This is a genomic window from Enterocloster bolteae (assembly GCF_002234575.2).
GTDB lineage: Bacteria > Bacillota > Clostridia > Lachnospirales > Lachnospiraceae > Enterocloster > Enterocloster bolteae.
This window is the reverse complement of sequence record NZ_CP022464.2, coordinates 5,684,024-5,701,087: the sequence shown is the minus strand read 5'-3', so window position 1 is coordinate 5,701,087 and position 17,064 is coordinate 5,684,024. Positions and strand designations below refer to the sequence as shown.

The 17,064-nt window shown below is 47.4% G+C and carries 12 protein-coding genes and 1 pseudogene; 11 read left to right on the top strand and 2 right to left on the bottom strand.

From position 1 onward, the window contains the following. The first annotated feature begins 217 nt into the window (after positions 1–217). The 3 genes and pseudogenes from CGC65_RS26475 (at position 218) to CGC65_RS26465 (ending at position 4,020) form a co-directional block, all read left to right on the top strand. Positions 218–1,285, top strand: a complete 1,068-nt coding sequence (locus CGC65_RS26475; RefSeq protein ID WP_002566585.1) for a helix-turn-helix domain-containing protein — start codon at positions 218–220, stop codon at positions 1,283–1,285. Positions 1,286–1,310: 25 nt separating this feature from the next. Continuing rightward, entirely contained in the window at positions 1,311–2,681 is a 1,371-nt protein-coding gene (locus CGC65_RS26470) for a TGS domain-containing protein (protein WP_002566584.1), read from the top strand. Positions 2,682–2,778: 97 nt separating this feature from the next. After that, positions 2,779–4,020: pseudogene (locus CGC65_RS26465) on the top strand (IS256 family transposase). A 270-nt stretch (positions 4,021–4,290) separates the two neighbouring features. Here CGC65_RS26465 and CGC65_RS26460 read toward each other — a convergent pair. After that, complete coding sequence (locus CGC65_RS26460; RefSeq protein ID WP_002566583.1) at positions 4,291–5,223, bottom strand: hypothetical protein; 933 nt, start codon at positions 5,221–5,223, stop codon at positions 4,291–4,293. A gap of 304 nt (positions 5,224–5,527) precedes the next feature. On the opposite strand from CGC65_RS26460, the gene CGC65_RS31460 reads away from it, so the two are divergent. The 8 genes from CGC65_RS31460 (at position 5,528) to CGC65_RS26425 (ending at position 15,971) form a co-directional block, all read left to right on the top strand. After that, the gene (locus tag CGC65_RS31460; RefSeq protein WP_002566582.1) at positions 5,528–5,701 is read left to right on the top strand and encodes a hypothetical protein; all 174 of its coding nucleotides are present in this window, start codon (positions 5,528–5,530) and stop codon (positions 5,699–5,701) included. Positions 5,702–5,715: 14 nt separating this feature from the next. Beyond that, complete coding sequence (locus CGC65_RS26455; RefSeq protein WP_002566581.1) at positions 5,716–5,961, top strand: spore coat protein; 246 nt, start codon at positions 5,716–5,718, stop codon at positions 5,959–5,961. Between the two features lie 583 nt (positions 5,962–6,544). Next, positions 6,545–7,087 carry a DUF4231 domain-containing protein gene (locus CGC65_RS26450; RefSeq protein WP_002566580.1) on the top strand — a complete coding sequence of 181 codons (543 nt, stop codon included), beginning with the start codon at positions 6,545–6,547 and terminating at the stop codon, positions 7,085–7,087. A 267-nt stretch (positions 7,088–7,354) separates the two neighbouring features. Then, positions 7,355–8,308: an HD domain-containing protein gene (locus CGC65_RS26445; RefSeq protein WP_002566579.1), complete on the top strand. Its 954-nt coding sequence runs from the start codon at positions 7,355–7,357 to the stop codon at positions 8,306–8,308. 164 nt (positions 8,309–8,472) lie between these two features. Continuing rightward, the gene (locus CGC65_RS26440; protein ID WP_002566578.1) at positions 8,473–9,021 is read left to right on the top strand and encodes a hypothetical protein; all 549 of its coding nucleotides are present in this window, start codon (positions 8,473–8,475) and stop codon (positions 9,019–9,021) included. 130 nt (positions 9,022–9,151) lie between these two features. After that, positions 9,152–12,313 (top strand): hypothetical protein, encoded by a 3,162-nt coding sequence (locus CGC65_RS26435; protein WP_002566577.1) that lies wholly within the window; start codon positions 9,152–9,154, stop codon positions 12,311–12,313. Between the two features lie 82 nt (positions 12,314–12,395). After that, a complete protein-coding gene (locus CGC65_RS26430; protein ID WP_002566576.1) occupies positions 12,396–14,507 on the top strand; it encodes a clostripain-related cysteine peptidase in 2,112 nt (703 codons plus the stop codon). A gap of 21 nt (positions 14,508–14,528) precedes the next feature. Next, entirely contained in the window at positions 14,529–15,971 is a 1,443-nt protein-coding gene (locus tag CGC65_RS26425; protein ID WP_002566575.1) for a glycoside hydrolase family protein, read from the top strand. A gap of 183 nt (positions 15,972–16,154) precedes the next feature. Here CGC65_RS26425 and CGC65_RS26420 read toward each other — a convergent pair whose 3' ends face one another. Beyond that, entirely contained in the window at positions 16,155–16,934 is a 780-nt protein-coding gene (locus CGC65_RS26420) for a LytTR family DNA-binding domain-containing protein (RefSeq protein ID WP_002566574.1), read from the bottom strand. Positions 16,935–17,064: the final 130 nt, after the last annotated feature.

The window sequence follows — 17,064 nt, the reverse complement described above, 5'->3', positions numbered from 1 at the left end:
TTAAAATATAATATGCGGCGGTGCTATACTTATTATAGGTCTGCGGTTAAATAGTATCATATTGTGAAAGATGTTTCTATTTGCGTATTATATAAAGATATTATAAAGATTTTATGTAGTTTAATTTTTAATAAAATAATCAGGTTTTAAATAAATCAAAGCAAATATTAATCAATTATTTAGTATGCTTTATATGAAATTTTGGAGGAGGGGAAAGATGGATAAGGAATATGGTGGTGAATTCTCTGTAGAAATGATAGAAGCCAGAAGGGTGTTGAAGACGAATATAAAGAAAATCCGGGAAGTGGAAGGATTGAGTCAGGAAGCGTTCGGAAAAAAATATGGGAAATCCATGTCTTCTATTTCCAATTATGAAACCGGGATGAGCCTGCCATCTTTCGAATTCCTTCTAACACTGAGAGAACAATATGATTTTTCTATGGAGGAATTCATAACATCCACTGATATTGAGATAACAAAGGGGGGAAATCAGGGAGCAAAAGCAGAAGGTACAGGTAAGAATCTGAATAAATATGTGGGGGCCTATTTTATCTATTTATTTGATACAAGCAGCCATGGTGATGAGCACGAAAAAAGTGATATTGAGGCAGTGCATTTTGGAGTGTTGAGCATTTACAAAAAAAGAGGAAGAAAAGATACGTTGGGCGTGATGGGCTGCTTTAATATGGCGGATAGTAAGACAAAAGTTTTTCACGATGAATGCAGCAGGATATTTGAAATAAATGATGCGGAATGTGAACAGAGACTCAAGGAAGTATATAGGAACAGAAGAAATACCAGTGTATATTATGGAGATCTTGCATTTTCAAGGGATAATCTGTTTATTAATCTGAATAGCGGAGAGAAAGATAAAGCGTTTATAATATTGAGGATTCCTAACTCGGAGAGTCCGAAGTATATAGGGGGTATCGGCACTATTAATTCTGTTTCTAAAGGCAGATATTCTTCACCATGTATCCAAAATATAGGATTATCCCGTTTTTATTTAAAAGTTAATCCGGCGGCAATTGGCGAAAAGCTTATATTCGAGGAGATTAATCCGGAGTTGATTCGTGAATCCAGAGAGTTGACAGAATTTTTCAAGCTTTTATACTGTAATGACAGGCCTATCACCGCTTTTGAAGAAGAGACAAAGCGCAGACTGATTCAAAGCCTTATGGAGAATTACATCAAGAGATATATTGAGGCAAATCTGTTTAGGACTAATAAGGTTGAGGTTGAACGAAATGATGATTGGTATAAATTCATAAAGGATAATCGCTGATAAACAGGTTTGGGGGAGAAAATCAATGTCGAGGGCAGAGTTATTATTTGAGCGAATGAAGCAGCGGATGAAATATGTATATCCTGTTTATAATGGATATCTGTGTGAGACAGCGGATAGATGGAATGTACGCAGGACGGCTGAAGGTCTGATGTTTCAGCGTACAAAGGGACATTACTGCAGAATGGCATTGAAAATGTCAGAAATTCGTCTGCCTGCGTATATGCTATTGGCAGCATTGCTGCATGATCAGCAGCAGGATGTGTTAATTCAGGATATCCCGAAGACTATACCGGAAGAACATAAAATAAAACTTATGCAGGTGTTACAGTATTATCATGATTTAGAGGATACTATAGCCACTTCAGTAGTAATGGAAAAGCTTTTGAACGATATGGAGGATGTACATTATCTGGCACTAATTCTTTTGTTTGCCAAAAATTTGGATTTACTTCGAGTGCGAAGCCGCAAGGTGCTGTCTGGCGAGTTGGAGATAACCAGAAAGTATCTTGTATTATGGGCTAGAAGATTGCATATACGGTATTTTGAGAAGGAGTTCAGGGAAGTTGAATTTCGTGTTACTTGTAAAGATTATTTTCAGAAAACAGATATTCTTTTACAAAAATTGTATTCTGTAAATTCAGAATCCACCAAGAGCTTAATGGAAGATATTGACGGTAATATTTTTGAGTTAAAGTTTATCAATAAGCTTAGAAAGTCGGAATTTTATAACCAGTTATGCAATAAAGGTTATACTGTTTCTGCAGAAGACTATAATAATCCTGTCATATATGAAATCCCATTATATAATGTTTATCTTTTAAATAGTGAATCCGAGCCTCTATATATGAGAAGGAAATCGGAAGAATGGGTGAAGTATTATTTGGACTGCCTTGTAAAAAAGGGGTATTTGCTGCTTGGATATGAAGATGAGACAGAACAATATCTTTCTCATTTCATACTACAGGGAAAGTGGGGAGTACGGTATCGTATATTCATCTGTACAACTGAAATATGTAAACGTTATTTTTATAGCTCTAAAATACAGGAGTTCTCAGAAGAAAAGTGGCATGGTAAGCGAAAATCAGGAATTATAGTTTATGACAAAGAAAAAAGGCCCCATGAGTTCGATGAAAAATTGACAGCCCTGGACTTTGCTTTTTATATCCATAAAGATATTGGCCTATGTGCAAAACAAGCCATTATTAATAACGAAATGAGACCTTTAGACACCATTCTTAAACATGGGGACACAGTGACAATCATAAGCCAATCAGATGTAGATAATCAGAAATATAGTGCTGAACCGGGCTGGATGAGGTTCATTAAGACACAAAAGGCAAAAGAATATATAATTCGTTATTTGGAAATCAGGTTTTCGGAACTTGAAGGCTGATTTACAATATGCATTTGAGTCTGTGAAAGTTTTTCTGTAATTAAAGATTTATAAGGTCTTCTATGATAAAATAAAAATCATAGGAGGCCTTTTTATTATGGCAAGAGAAAAGAAATCTGTACACAAAGTGCAAATGACGGATGGAAAGCGAAACATCATCCGGCAGCTTCTTGAGGAGTATGAGATTGAATCTGCCCAGGACATTCAGGATGCCCTCAAAGATCTACTGGGCGGTACCATCAAAGAGATGATGGAATCCGAGATGGACGAGCATCTTGGCTATCGCAAGTCAGAACGTTCCGATTGCGATGACTATCGCAATGGCTATAAAACCAAACAGGTGAATAGCAGCTATGGAAGCATGAAAGTCGAAGTCCCACAGGACCGTAACTCCACCTTTGAACCACAGGTGGTAAAGAAACGCCAGAAAGATATCTCTGATATCGATCAGAAGATCATATCCATGTACACTAAAGGGATGACAACACGGCAGATCTCGGAAACACTGGAGGATATCTACGGCTTCGAGGCCTCCGAAGGCTTCATTTCGGATGTGACGGATAAGCTTCTGCCCCAGATTGAAGACTGGCAGAACCGCCCCCTTTCCGATGTCTATCCGGTGCTTTATATCGATGCAATCCACTATTCTGTACGGGATAACGGCGTGATCCGTAAGCTGGCGGCCTATGTTGTACTGGGGATTAATTCAGATGGTTTAAAAGAGGTTCTGACCATCGAGGTTGGCGAAAATGAGAGGGCCAAGTACTGGCTTTCCGTTCTGAACGGTTTAAAAAACCGTGGAGTAAAAGACATCTTGCTCCTCTGTGCCGATGGACTGACAGGGATTAAGGAAGCGATAGCCGCTGCCTTTCCAAAGACGGAATACCAGAGGTGCATTGTCCATCAGGTGCGGAATACGTTAAAATACGTATCAGACAAGGACCGTAAGCTCTTTGCGGCAGATCTCAAAACGATTTACCAGGCGCCAACAGAAGAGAAGGCATTAGAAGCCTTGGAGCGGGGCACAAAAAAATGGTCAGAAAAGTACCCGAATTCCATGAAAAGCTGGCACCAGAACTGGGACGCGATCGTCCCCATCTTTAAGTTTTCAACGACTGTACGCAAGGTTATATATACCACGAACGCAATCGAAAGCCTGAACGCCACATACCGGAAGCTGAATCGTCAGAGGAGCGTGTTTCCAAGCGATACAGCCCTTTTAAAAGCGCTGTACTTGTCAACATTTGAAGCAACAAAGTAGTGGACGATGCCAATCCGGAACTGGGGCCAGGTATATGGAGAACTGAGCCTCATGTATGAGGGCCGACTGCCGATGTAAGAGAATCCAGGACCGTTCAAACCAGGCGGGAATCCGCCTAGTCTTGACATATGCAGTATTGTGCGGTATATATAAACCAAGGGCTGAACGCTCATAGAGAAGCTTTCAGCCCTGCCATTATCATAGAAGAGCTGCTTTTACAGAGATTTCTTCACACACTCACTTGAAGGCTGATTTACAATATGCATTTGTTAGGAAATATCTATATAATCAAAGCTGCCATATCAATCTGGACTTTTTAAATTGATATGACAGCTTTTTATATAGTTACTATTTCACTACCCGCGCCCCGGACTCCGGCGCAGCCGTATCCTTCTCAGTATTCCAGATTCCGTCGCTTCCCAGCCAGTAATACAAATCCTGGTCAGATGATTTTACATAACAATCAGATTCCATATACCCATTATTCCCAAAATAATACCAGTTGTCGCTGATGCAACGCCAGCTGTTTACAGGATAGACATTGTTTGGGTATACATAGCGCCAACCCGATGAGGTCTTATCCCATGTTCCGTTGGTGATAAACCAGGTGTCTTCGGTGCGGATGGTCAGGGGCTCGGAGTTATCTGTCCATGGTCCGGCCTGGGAGCTGTAGGTGCCCAATGCCCGTACTGTGAAGGTGTAATTTCCCTCCACATTGATGTAGGAGCTGAAATCATAGGTGGATTCGGTAGTCTTTTGGGTGGTCACCAGTATTTTATCCCGGTACAGACGCACTTCATAGTTTTTGGCTCCGTTTACCTTATCCCATACAGCGGTGGTCAGGTTCCAGCTGACAGACGTGGTAGCGGGAAGATTGCCGTCTATGGCAGGCAGATACACCTGAAGAATTAAAGCACTTCCATCGCTGTCCTTTTCAGCGGTTTTAAACTGGGCTCCGCAGCCGGTTAGTGAAAAGATGCTGCGTTTTGTGCTGGAAAAATAGTATCCGTCCTTTGCAGAAAGCTCCACTTCCACGATAGGCCTCTCGCCATAGTCCCACTGGTCATCCTTTTTGTCGTACACTGCTCCTTCCACCTTGAATTCACCGTTGCTGGATACTGCATATACATTGCCTACCAGTTCGCCGCCCTTTGGGGCCGTGTCCCAGGAAAATGTCAAGGGTATGGATGTGATTGCTTTTTCCTGTCCATAGGCGGAGAACAGAGTGCCCATGGAGAGGAAAGCTGCCAAGGCTGCAATGATGAGTGATTTTTTTGCCATTGAATATCCCTCCTTGTGGTTCCGGAAAATTGACTGCCGGTATACATGTTACTATTACTATTGTACTGTATTTTAGGGTGAAATTACAAGTTTTATTTGATAATAATATTGGGGCTGTTAGTATTGACCTTTTAGTATTGGACCTTTTAGTATTGGGCCTTTTAGTATTGGGCCTTTTAGTATTGGACTTTTAGTATTGAGCCCATTTGTATTCCACCTGATAAGTTAATCAATTGTAGATACATTCAGGTTTATGCATATCCTGGAAAGGCATGCGGCATACTAATCATGGAGGTGATATCTTATGAGTCCAAAGGAATTAAATTATATTGAGGATGCATTAGGCCATGAGCAGTTTTTAATGAATCAGTGCCAGGAAGCCATCCAGAATCTGCAGGATCCTGCTCTTAAAAATCAGGCACAGCAGATGGAACAGAAGCACAAGCAGATTTTTGACAGTTTTTATAATCTCGTATAAGGAGGAAGCAGAGAATGGATGACAAGTGTATTATGGAGAACCTTCTTCTGACCGAGAAGGGTGTATGTGACCTGTATGTCCACGGAACCATCGAGTCTTCCACAGCTAATGTGCATCAGACCTTTAACCAGGCACTGAATGACAGCCTGTGTATGCAGGATGACATCTATAAGCAGATGTCCGCTAAGGGATGGTATCAGATGGAGCAGGCGGAACAGCAGAAAATCATGAAGGTAAAGAATCAGTTTGCAGGAATGTAATCCGGTCTGACTGGGGTTTCAGAGACTGATTGGGTGAAAGGACGTTAAGCCATGGAATGGTCTGTGGCTTGACGTCCTTTTTCGTGCGCCGGCGCCGCTTGGCAGTGCTGGCGAACGGTGCCGTCGAACTAAGCTGTCCCACGTTGCCGGAGAGCTAAGCTGGCCCATGCTGCCGGAGAACTAAGCTGTCCCATGGTACCGGCGAATTAAGCTGACCCACGCTGCCAGCGAACTAAGCTGGCGAACGCTGCCGTCGAACTAAGCTGGCGAACGCTGCCGTCGAACTAAGCTGGCCCACGTTGCCAGCGAACTAAACTTCCCCACGCTGCTGGCGAACTAAGCTGGCGAACGCTGCCGTCGAACTAAGCTGGCCCACGCTGCCGGCAAACCAAGCTGGCCCACGCTGCCGGCAAACCAAGCTGCCCAACACTGCCGGCGAACCAAGCTGCCCAACACTGCCGGCGAACCAAGCCACCCAACCATGCCGCCCTCCCGTTCAACCGCGCCGTTAATAACCGGTTTAGCCTGAACTAGGTGTATCATGGCAGCATGAGTATAATCCGAAGGAGGTCCTTAGAGTGAAATGAGATTATTAGAATTGGACAGTTACAACATGGAAAATGACAGAACATTTTTAAAAAGTATTGAGGAGCATGTCAAAGACCCGTATATCAGGGAACGGCTGATTAACAGGCTGGAGTGGTACATGGTCATGGCGAACCGGTGCCAGTGTTTCTATTATATGTCTGCCTGTATGGGAATTGTTATGCCGACTCTCATACTTCTTCTGAATTCCATTCCGGGCAACATGCTTTCCGACGGGATGCGGCAGTTGTGTATCACGGCATTATCCGGTTTGTCGGGGATTGTTGGAGGTTTATCCGGCATTTTCGGATGGCATGAAAATATGATTCGCTACCGTTCCAATGCGGAGCGCTTGAAAAGCGAAACTTCTTTCTACATGTTGGGCGTAGGGAATTATAGAGACCGGAAACAGAGAGACCAGATGTTTTTAAACGCACTGGAAGATTTGTCTCTTAAGGAGAACCAGATGTGGCAGAAGGAGGAGAGCAGCCATTCGTCATACAGACAGGAACAGGGCGGAAGGAGAAGGCCTAATGGATGACAGGGAAAATACGGCGTGGGCATATATGGCGGATATTTATAGAAGGGATTTCAGCAGGAGAATATAGTACGGAATTATGGTAAGAGACGATGGCAAGAGGCTGCGGCAAGAGATGATGGTAAGAGACTGCGGCAAAGAGGCTACGGCAAGAGACTACAGACAGACATTATAAGAAAAAGACAGTCAGAGATCATAAGAAAAGATCAGGAACGTACAGCGGCCATCATATAACCCCATTTTATGAACAGCAGAAGGAGTGATATATACATGAATCACAAGGAACAAGATATAAAACATACTGATACGTACATAAACCATACCGCTACAGAAAAATGGGAGTTCGCTTTGCAGAAACGCCTGAAGCAGTGTTCTCCCAGCCTTCACAGAAACTATCTGGAAGCTTCCACCGGAGCCTGTATGATGCTGGACCGGTACAGGAACGTATTTCCCCAGTATACGGACCACAGCAGCCTTCATTGCCTGAATATTATGAATCTGGCCGGACAGCTGGTGGGAGATTGTCTGCTGCAGCTGAATGGAAGCGAGCTGTATGTGCTTTTGACGGGGATTCTGTTCCATGATTTGGGTATGGGGATTTCAAAAGCTGATTTTGAGGGACTGGCCCCTGTGCTGTGCGGGGAACTATATCCTGCCAAGGGCAGAGAAGCAGAGTTGATCCGGGAATATCATCAGGAATTCAGTGCCCTGCTTGTGGAAAAATACAGTGATATTTTTGAAATCCGGAAAGAGTATGTATTTCCTGTTATGCAGGCAGTAAGAGGACACAGAAAAACGGATTTGTGGGATGAAAATGCCTTTCCCGCAGCATTTCAAATAGGGACTGAGTCCGTCTGCCTTCCTTATATCGCGGGCATCATACGCCTGGCGGATGAGATGGATCTGTGCCGTGACAGGAACAGTACTCTTGGTGGGGAGGAACAGATGATTTCAGATTCATACAGCCGGCTGGTCTGGAGAACCCATGATACGGTAACCGGAATGGAGCTTACAGAGAAAGAATGTATATTGTATGCAGAGGGAGGAGACAGAGACACCTGGGAAGAATTGGGAAAATGGACACGCAAATTGCAGAAAACAATGGATGAGGTGGAGCAGGTCATTACATGCAGAACGCCATTTTTTCTGCCGAAGAGGATGGTGCGAATTGATAAAATCACACCCTGGTTAGAGCAGTGCCAGGATATTACATCAGAAACATGATATGGTTTCAGCAATTAACAGCCATTCATGCCGGTAATCATTCAAAGGATGCCGTCAAGGCGCAGTGGGCGCCATTTCAGCGGTATGATGGCTTTGCAGTCATCCGGAGGGCTGCATTGAGATAGATAGAATACAAAATAATCTAAGAAAAGGAGAGCAGCAGAATGGAAAACAACACATTAAAAGCTTCAATAGGTATTGACTTTTCCCTGATTGGGACCCAGCTTCATGCCATGTATGAAAAAAATGAGGGAGGATACGCAGTTCTTTTGATTCCGTCAGAACAGACGCCGGACAGTGGGATTTCGGTAAAGGATCTGATTGACGATATCAAGAAGATGGCCAAGGGTGTGTCTGGCAGTGATACTGCCGTGGATACGACCCAGCTTGAGACAGCCATGACCGAGGCCGCCAAGGAGGGTGGCGGCTCCACATCCATGAAACTGGAAGATATTGTAATCAGACTGCAGATGGCGTATCTGTACATCTGTAAAAAGGGAGAGAACTCTGTTCTGGAGTATGCGTTTCAGCTGCAGGTGGTAACAGAAGGTCTGGTACCGGAAACCATTAAGCCTATTGTGGATGTGACCAACCTTTCCATTTCTGTCTGGAATACGGACAGAAAGAAGGTAGTGGACAAGATGGCCCTGATTACTGTGGACGAATACCTGGGCGTGGCCGCACTGCCGGACAAGAGTCAGGCCGCTAAGTAGCGCAGGAAACACAGTTTGGGAAGCTGCAGATAAAGCAGCATTCAAAGTAGCATTCAAAGCAGCATTTAAAGCATTACATTAAGCAATGGACAAAGCATCATGGAACGATTGCAGGAAAGGAGCGGCAGGAATGAACCAGAGGCAGATGTCGTGCAGTATAGCCGTGGAGGGAGCCGTCAAGGGCTGTCCGGCCAAGCTGGCTGTCTGGTATGATAAGAACGAAATGTCATTTTACGGGGAACTGCAGATGGACCAGAGGGGGCCCGCAGGATTATTGGAGGCTGTGAACAGTGAAATGGCTTCTAAATTCGAGGCATACGCCTCAGGCCTGGTACATGCTTCCAGTCAACGCGCCACTCTTTCCTGCATTCATGGAATCACAGCCCTGGGTTATGGAGAACCAGGGCTGTATTTCAAGGCAGCAGCAGGCAGGGGAAGCGCAGCCATTCTTTTTTCATTTTCAGCAGACAGTAATGGGGGAAATGCCCAGGTATCATCCCTTATGGATGCAGTAAAAAAGGCAGCGGACTTTTTTGGGATGGAGGAGTTTTATTTCTTCGGACGTGTGGGAAAGGGGCTGAGTCCCCGGGACCTGATGGCTGAGGCGCCGGGAGCAGAGGCCTTTCCGTCCCGGATTGACAGGTGCAGCCTTCTTACCTACTCCCATTTAAAACTGAATGGAGACAGCGTGTTTGAGAAAGCGCTCAGGGAATTGTTCGGCCTTAAGGAGGCGCAGCTTTTCCTGGGGGCGGGTGAAGATGGATTTCTGTGCATGGCGGCAATACCTGCATCTAAAAATAGTTTCATGGAGAGCAGGAATATGTGTCTGGCAGTTGAGCTAAGAAGCAGGGCCTTGTCCCTGGCCCTTCAGGGCTCCTTTCGGTTTGCTTTTGTGCCGGATATGGAGTTTCATGTTAACTGCGGCATATCCAGAACCCGCTTTATGGTGGAGGCCTTTGGAGAGGTCAGGGAACCCATTCCTCTGGCTGGTCCCTTTTCCATAGGGGATACCTGTCTGGCCGTAGGGTTTGACCGGGGCCCTTCCTTTGCCATGTTTGCCAATCTTTATATAAGGGAAATCCACTTGTTTGGGGCTGTAATGCTTACTGTGGCAGGGTCGGTCCCAAAGCTGGATTTGCTGTCCGCAGCAGTCAGTGACCTGTCCATTCCCATTTTGGTGAGGAATCTGCTGGGATGTTCCTTTGACGGTCTTGACAGCATTGATTTTATACGTATATTGGGACTTCCTTTCCAGGACATGCAGGCATTTGACCGGGAAATGGTTAAACGTGCGGACGGAGCCCGGCTGGCAGAGGCATTTAACCAGAGAATCCATGATAACAGCCTGGTATTGGAAAGGGATCAGGTAAAGGCGTCTCCCTTTGGGGATGGAGTGGACCTGGTGGACCAGCGGCGGATGCGGCATTATTACATAGACGGTTCAGGCGGTATAAAGCTTACGGCCCAGTTCTACTATGCGGATGTAAATACCAGGCTGGGCAGTTACACGGTGGAGCGGGGAATCTTTGTATGCGGAGTCATTGAGATTTTCAAGGTCCGGTTCGAGGTTCTGTTTTCCTTCCGGGAGGGGGATGGGGTGCTGGCGTATGGACGCATACCGGAGGTTAATCTGGGATTCCTGAAATTAGGTCCCTCCCAAGCAGGGCAGGAGTCCGGAGAAGCCCTTCCCGTGCCGGCGGACAGTGTGCTGAGGCAGTTTATGGGTAAGGAGCAGAGAGGGATTGTATTCTTCCTGTCCGCAGGCAAGAAGGATGTGACCTTCTATCTGGACGGACGGATTGAACTGCTGTCCATCCTGTATTTTGAAACCAGGATTATCTTCTGTAAGGGTCTTATATCCATTGATGTGCGGTTTAACTGGCTGGCGATTTTTGATGTAAGCATTCATCTGAAGGTGAATTACCAGGATTTTAACCGGGGCGGGTTTGAATTCCGTCTGGTGATTGATACGTCCAAGCTGGCGGAAAAATTGAAGGCGGTGCAGGAGAGCATAAACAGAGCCATTGACCGGCTCAGGGATAAGATTAAGAATGCTACCAGGGAGATTGACAGGGCCCAGGCCCATGTGAATGAACTGTATGGCCAGATTGATTCCCTGAACCGTAAAATTGAAGACTGTAAACGCTCCATCAGGAACGCCAAGTGGTGGAAGAAGGCATTTGTGGCCATTGCAAAGGGAATTGAGATAGGAGCCTATGAGGTGGCTAAGGCCGGCATATATGTGGCAATCGGAGTGGCCACAGCCGCCCTTCAGGTGGCCAAAGCCGCGGTGCAGTTGGCTGGAAAAGTGGGAGAAGGCGTCATGAAAGCGGTAAATGCCGTGATACAGGGGGCATTGTCATTCTTCTATATCAACCGGCTGGAGCTGTACGGCAAGGCTAATATGAGCGAACAGGAATTCAGGGCATCCATAGAGTTTGTCGCCCTGGGAAAGACCTACCGGTACGAGACAAAGATGGGCCACTCTGCCCTGAAATCCGATGCGGCAGGCGCGGTATCAGGTAATATGAACGGGCAGATGAAGAATGATTTGGACCACATTGAGGACGGGGCTTTCCGCAGCAATTTCAGGCGGTACAGCCATGAGACGTATACCATAGAAGAGCAGTGCAGACGCCTGGCAGGTGCCAGGGAACAGATGAAATCTTCCACAAGGCTGATGCGTTCCATGCAGGAAGCCTATATCAGGGAGTTTAGCGAACCTATGTCGGATTTTGACCAGATGAACCAGGAGTATATGAACGCCCTGGACTGTGTGGGCGGTATCCTGAGTACGGGGGAACAGGCCGGGGATGTGAAGGCGCTGTCCGGCTCCATGGGGGGATTAAAGCGCAAGATTACCCTGAAAGAAAAGGAGGGCGTATTCCGGGATGAGGAGCTGTCTGAGCTGAAGGATGTCATTCGCAATTACGACCAGGCAAAGCTGCTGTACGATGAGGTAAAGAAGAGCATGTCCGCGGTGGAGAGCCAGAGAAAACAGATGCTCTCGTATGCAGAGCTTCAAAAGCAGAAAACAGGTGAGCAGAAACAGAAGAAGGCGCTGTCCGCGGCGGAAGGGAGTATGGAGCGCGTGCTGAATAAGACCGAGGAAGCCATGTACCGCAGCTTTCCTGTGGACCGCAGCGGCAAGAATTACATTAATCTTTCCCGGGAGGAATTGATTCACCAGTATATGGACGAGGCCAGGCAGGAATTTGGGGCCCGGACCTCTGAGAACGTGCGCGTAATGAGGAACAGGAGCCGCAAGGGCAGGTATGACAGCAGGCTGTAGGCTGTGAACAGGCAAGATGCGAGGCGTTAAAACACGAAGCAGAAAAATGATTTTGAACAGATAATGAAAAGGAGATTGGCAGATGGATGAAAAAAGAAAGAGGGTCACTGCGCCGCGAATCGCGGCGGCCCTGAGCGCCCTGCTGGCAGGTGCCGCTCTCTATACGGTGAGCGGCTCTGAGCGTCAGGGCATACAGGTAAAGGAGTATACAGAGGCCGCAGAGGCGGCGGACAGTACAATCATGGTTTACATGAACGGAAGCGACCTGGAAGGGGATTATGGAGCAGCCACAGCGGACCTCAGGGAAATGATGGATGCCCTGAGGACGGCGGGACAGGAGGAAAATTTTCCCTCTCTTCATGTGGTGGTTGAGGCAGGCGGTTCCACCCGGTGGGAGCTGGATGAAATGGATGGTGTACCCTATGCCAGATTTTCTCTGACAGAGGATGGGATATCCTCCATGGAACCCATGGAAATCAGGAACATGGGGGATGCGGATACATTGACGGATTTTGTCAATTACGGCGTCCAGTCTTATCCGGCCAACCATTATGGGTTGATACTGTGGAATCATGGAGGAGGTCCGGTGGGTGGATACGGAAGCGACAGTCATTTTGACGGGGACGGGCTCTCGTTAGAGGAGATAAGAGAGGCTCTGGACCATTCTGTTATGGCAGACAAAGCGTTTGACTTTGTGGCGTTTGACGCCTGCCTTATGGGAAGCGTGGAGATTGCTGACTGTCTGGAGGGAAGGGCCGGCTATGTCATTGCATCTCCGGAGCTGGAACCTCAGGATGGATATGATTACAGCTGGATGACAGCTCTGGGAGACAGTCTGCCGTCTGATATGGAATGGGGAGAAGCAGTGGGCCGGTCTATGGTGGATGCCTATGATGCCTACTATGCCTCAGGTACTGCGCCTGTTGCCATGAGCCTTTTGGATATGAAGGAATATCCGGCGTTTCATGAGGTATTTCACCAATATGTGGACGGGATACCCCAGGAACTGCGGGAAGAGCTGTACAGGGAGCTGGGAAAGGACAGAATGAAAATGCTGGCATTTGGCAGCAGACAGGCGGGAGGTTCTCCGGAGCTGGTGGATGTACTGGAATTCCTGGATGCCTGCCAGAGCGTATATCCGGATGAAAGCGCCTTTCAGACATTGAAGGAGCGGATGGGGAAGCTTGTGACGGACCAGTGGGCCAAAGGCTATCCCGGGAATCCAAGCGGTCTTACTATATACCTGCCAAGCGGTTCCAACCCCTATCTGAGCGAGGATCTTGAAACGTATGATACCACAGGATTCTGCAGTGCCTACAGGCAGCTGACGGATGGATATGCGGCGTATCTGGCCCGGGAAAGCGGCGTGGAATGGGGGGACATAAATGCGCATAAGGACGGTACAGTGGAAATCAGCATAGCCCCCGAGGATGTTTCCGACGTGACAGGAGCGTATTTGGCTGTATTCTGTCCTGTGGGGGATGACGGGAACTACTACCTTCTCTGCACAGACAGTGATGTGGATATTGGCGTGGACGGTACCCTGCGGGCGGCTCCGGAGAACAGCTATATGGGAATGAAGGGGCAGGTACTTTGCCTGATTGAAACCATGAATCTGGATGCATACACGGAATATATGGCCCCGGTTCTGTATAATGGGGAGCTGTGCACGATGCGGATAGGGTTTGACGAGGAGCATGAAGACGGGCAGGTTCTTTCCGTGACACCTGCAGGGCAGACCTCCGAGGCCGCAAAGCAGATTTATGAGTTAAAGGAGGGGGATCGGGTGACTCCGCTTTATCTGGTTGAACATATGGAGGACGTGGAGGAGGAACCGGTTGATGAGGCCAAAGATGAGGCCAAAGATGAGACCATAGATGGGGCCAAAGATGAGACCAAAGATGAAGCTGGCGATGAAACAAAAGATGAAATCAGAGATGAAACCGGAAATACTGCCGGGAGCTCTCACGGCGAGACGAGTCATAATCCAGACCAAATCACGGAGGACAGGTACTACACGGACAGCTACTATATGGGAACTGAATTTTATATAGAAGAACCGGATGATATGCTTTTAGAGACAGTACCTGTATCCGGGGATGGATATTTCTACGGTTTCATGCTGATGGATGTACGGCAGAATATTTACTATACGGATTTTACCGGCATAGAGACAGAAGATACCGGTTCATGAACAGAGAGGAGAAAATAAATTATGAGCAAGACAAGCAGGGAATTGATTGAATTCTGCAAGGGAAAGCTGGGCACACCATATGTGTTCGGCATGAAGGGGCAGGTCCTGACGGAAGCGCTGCTGAAACAGCTGGCAGCGGAAAACCCCAAGGTCTATACACCCCAGTACATAACTAAGGCCAGGAGTTTTATGGGAAAGCACTGTACGGATTGTTCCGGCCTGATTACCTGGTGCACCGGCATATTGAGGGGAAGCGCCAATTATAAGGAGACTGCCCGTGAGGTACAGCCCATAGGAGCATTGAATGAAGCAATGGCAGGCTGGGCTCTATGGAAGCCAGGGCATATCGGGGTGTACATTGGAGACGGAACATGCATTGAGGCCAAGGGAATCAATTACGGTACGGTGGAGACAAGGGCGCAGGATACACCCTGGGTCAGTGTGCTGAAACTTAAGGATATTGACTATTCAGAGCAGGTATGTGAATCAGCAGTTCCATCAGCCCATCCCACGGGATGGTTCAAAGAAGACGGAGGGGTCCGTTTTTATCTGGAACCGGAACGGTATGTGGCCAATGACTGGTATCAGGACAAAGGCCAGTGGTTCTGGTTCGACGGTTCCGGCCATGCGGTGCGGAATAACTGGTATCTTTATAAAGATAATTGGTATTATTTTGGGGCGGATTTTGCAATGGTTAAGGGCCTTCAGCTTATTAAAGGAAAGCCGTATTACTTTAACCGGGATGGACAGATGGCAAAGCTTGGGACACGGTTTATGGTACAGGTGGACAAAAACGGCGTACTGCATTTTCCGGAAGAAGAATCCGCGGAGATTCCCATTAGTACGGGAGGAATATCGGTGGAAAATGGAGCCGGCAGGGAGCCGGAACATACATCTCCTGGCAAAACAGAAGGAAAAAACCCTGCGCTGGCAGCGTACGAGGGCAGCGAATATACGGCTGGTGCAGTGCAGCCTCCGGTCACAAAGGCAGGAACCGCTTCAGAAGCAGATCGTAAAGCGGGATATGCCCAGGGAGAACGAAGGATATCGGATGCAGGTATCTGCCTGATTAAACAGTTTGAGGGCTGCCGTCTGGAGGCGTACCGCTGCGCGGCAGGGGTCCCCACCATTGGATATGGGCATACGGCCGGCGTGGCCATGGGGATGAAGATTACCCAGGCACAGGCAGAGGCATATTTGAGGGAGGACCTAAGGGCCTTTGAGAAGGCTGTAAATAAGGTGCTGGAGTGCAGCGTAACCCAAAATCAGTTTGATGCCCTGGTAAGCTTTGCCTATAATCTGGGGGCAGGCGCTCTCAGGAACAGTACGCTTTTGAAGCGTCTGCACGCAGGTGATGTGAAAGGGGCAGCGGATGAATTTCCTAAATGGAACAAAGCGGCAGGAAAGGTACTGGAGGGACTCACCAGACGGCGGATGATGGAACGGCAGTTATTTTTATCATGACAGGGGACAGAAGGGCGGTGGTTGGTACTGCCCCAGGGAAATGTCAGATAATTATAGATAGATGTGAAAGGAAAGGGCAGAGGTGGGAAACTCTGCCCTTTTAATGTGCTCTGCATAAAGTGTCCGCCTTATGTGTTTCGGATAGTCTTTTCACTGCCGTATTCTCTCCCTGCCGCTTTCCCGTCACCCGGGTCCCCTTTCCGCCATATCCCCTTCCGCATGCACATGACGCGGATGCCTGCGGAAATAATCGGATACATCATGCCTGTAGCTGCGGGAGCAGCAGCATGAAATACCGCCTGTAAAGGAAAGAATGCCCTGGGTTGGTTCAAAGGACCGGACATTTGACAGATTGGCTATGGTGGATGCCCGGACCTGACGAAAGGGCGGCTTCAGCTTTTCTGACAACTCTTTTATGCCGGAACGGAAGGTATATACTCCGTCTGAGCAGTGTATATTGCACATATGAGTTCCTTTTACAGTTTCTATATAATAGATGCTGGAAAAGGAAAGCCGGGTGTCACGGCTGCTGCCGTGCACGATTAGAAATCCATCTGCGGAAGTTACACGGCGGTTCAGATAGGTCAGGATGTTCAGGCAGGAGCGCTCTAAGTTGTCATGGACAGGATGGATATAACCTGCAACGCCGCGGACAGAGTGGCTGTTGATGAGACGGGCTGCGGTGCTGTAATCACTGCTCACTATGCAGACCATAATTTGACTGCTGAAAGATGTAAGCCTGTTCAGTACATCCGGCCAGTCAGGCCGGCTGTCGCTGTCAAAGAACATGAGCCACAGATCTGCGGGAGAGCCGGCAGCTTCCTTGATGAGTTCTTCCGGCGTCAGGCTTCTGAAGGCATATAGCTCCATGCCCCGCAGATGCCGGTTGGAGATGGCTGCGTCTGCAGCTGCGTAAAGTTGTCTGAAAAGCTGATTATGTTCAGTTGATATAACAATATTCAAACCAGATTCCTCCTTTGTTCCGGTTAAAAGCATTCATGGGGTGGTTACAAGATTCATCCGATATACAGAACATATGTTCGATTAAAACCGGATAGAAAAGGCCGTCCAAAGCCGACAGGCATGTGAAACA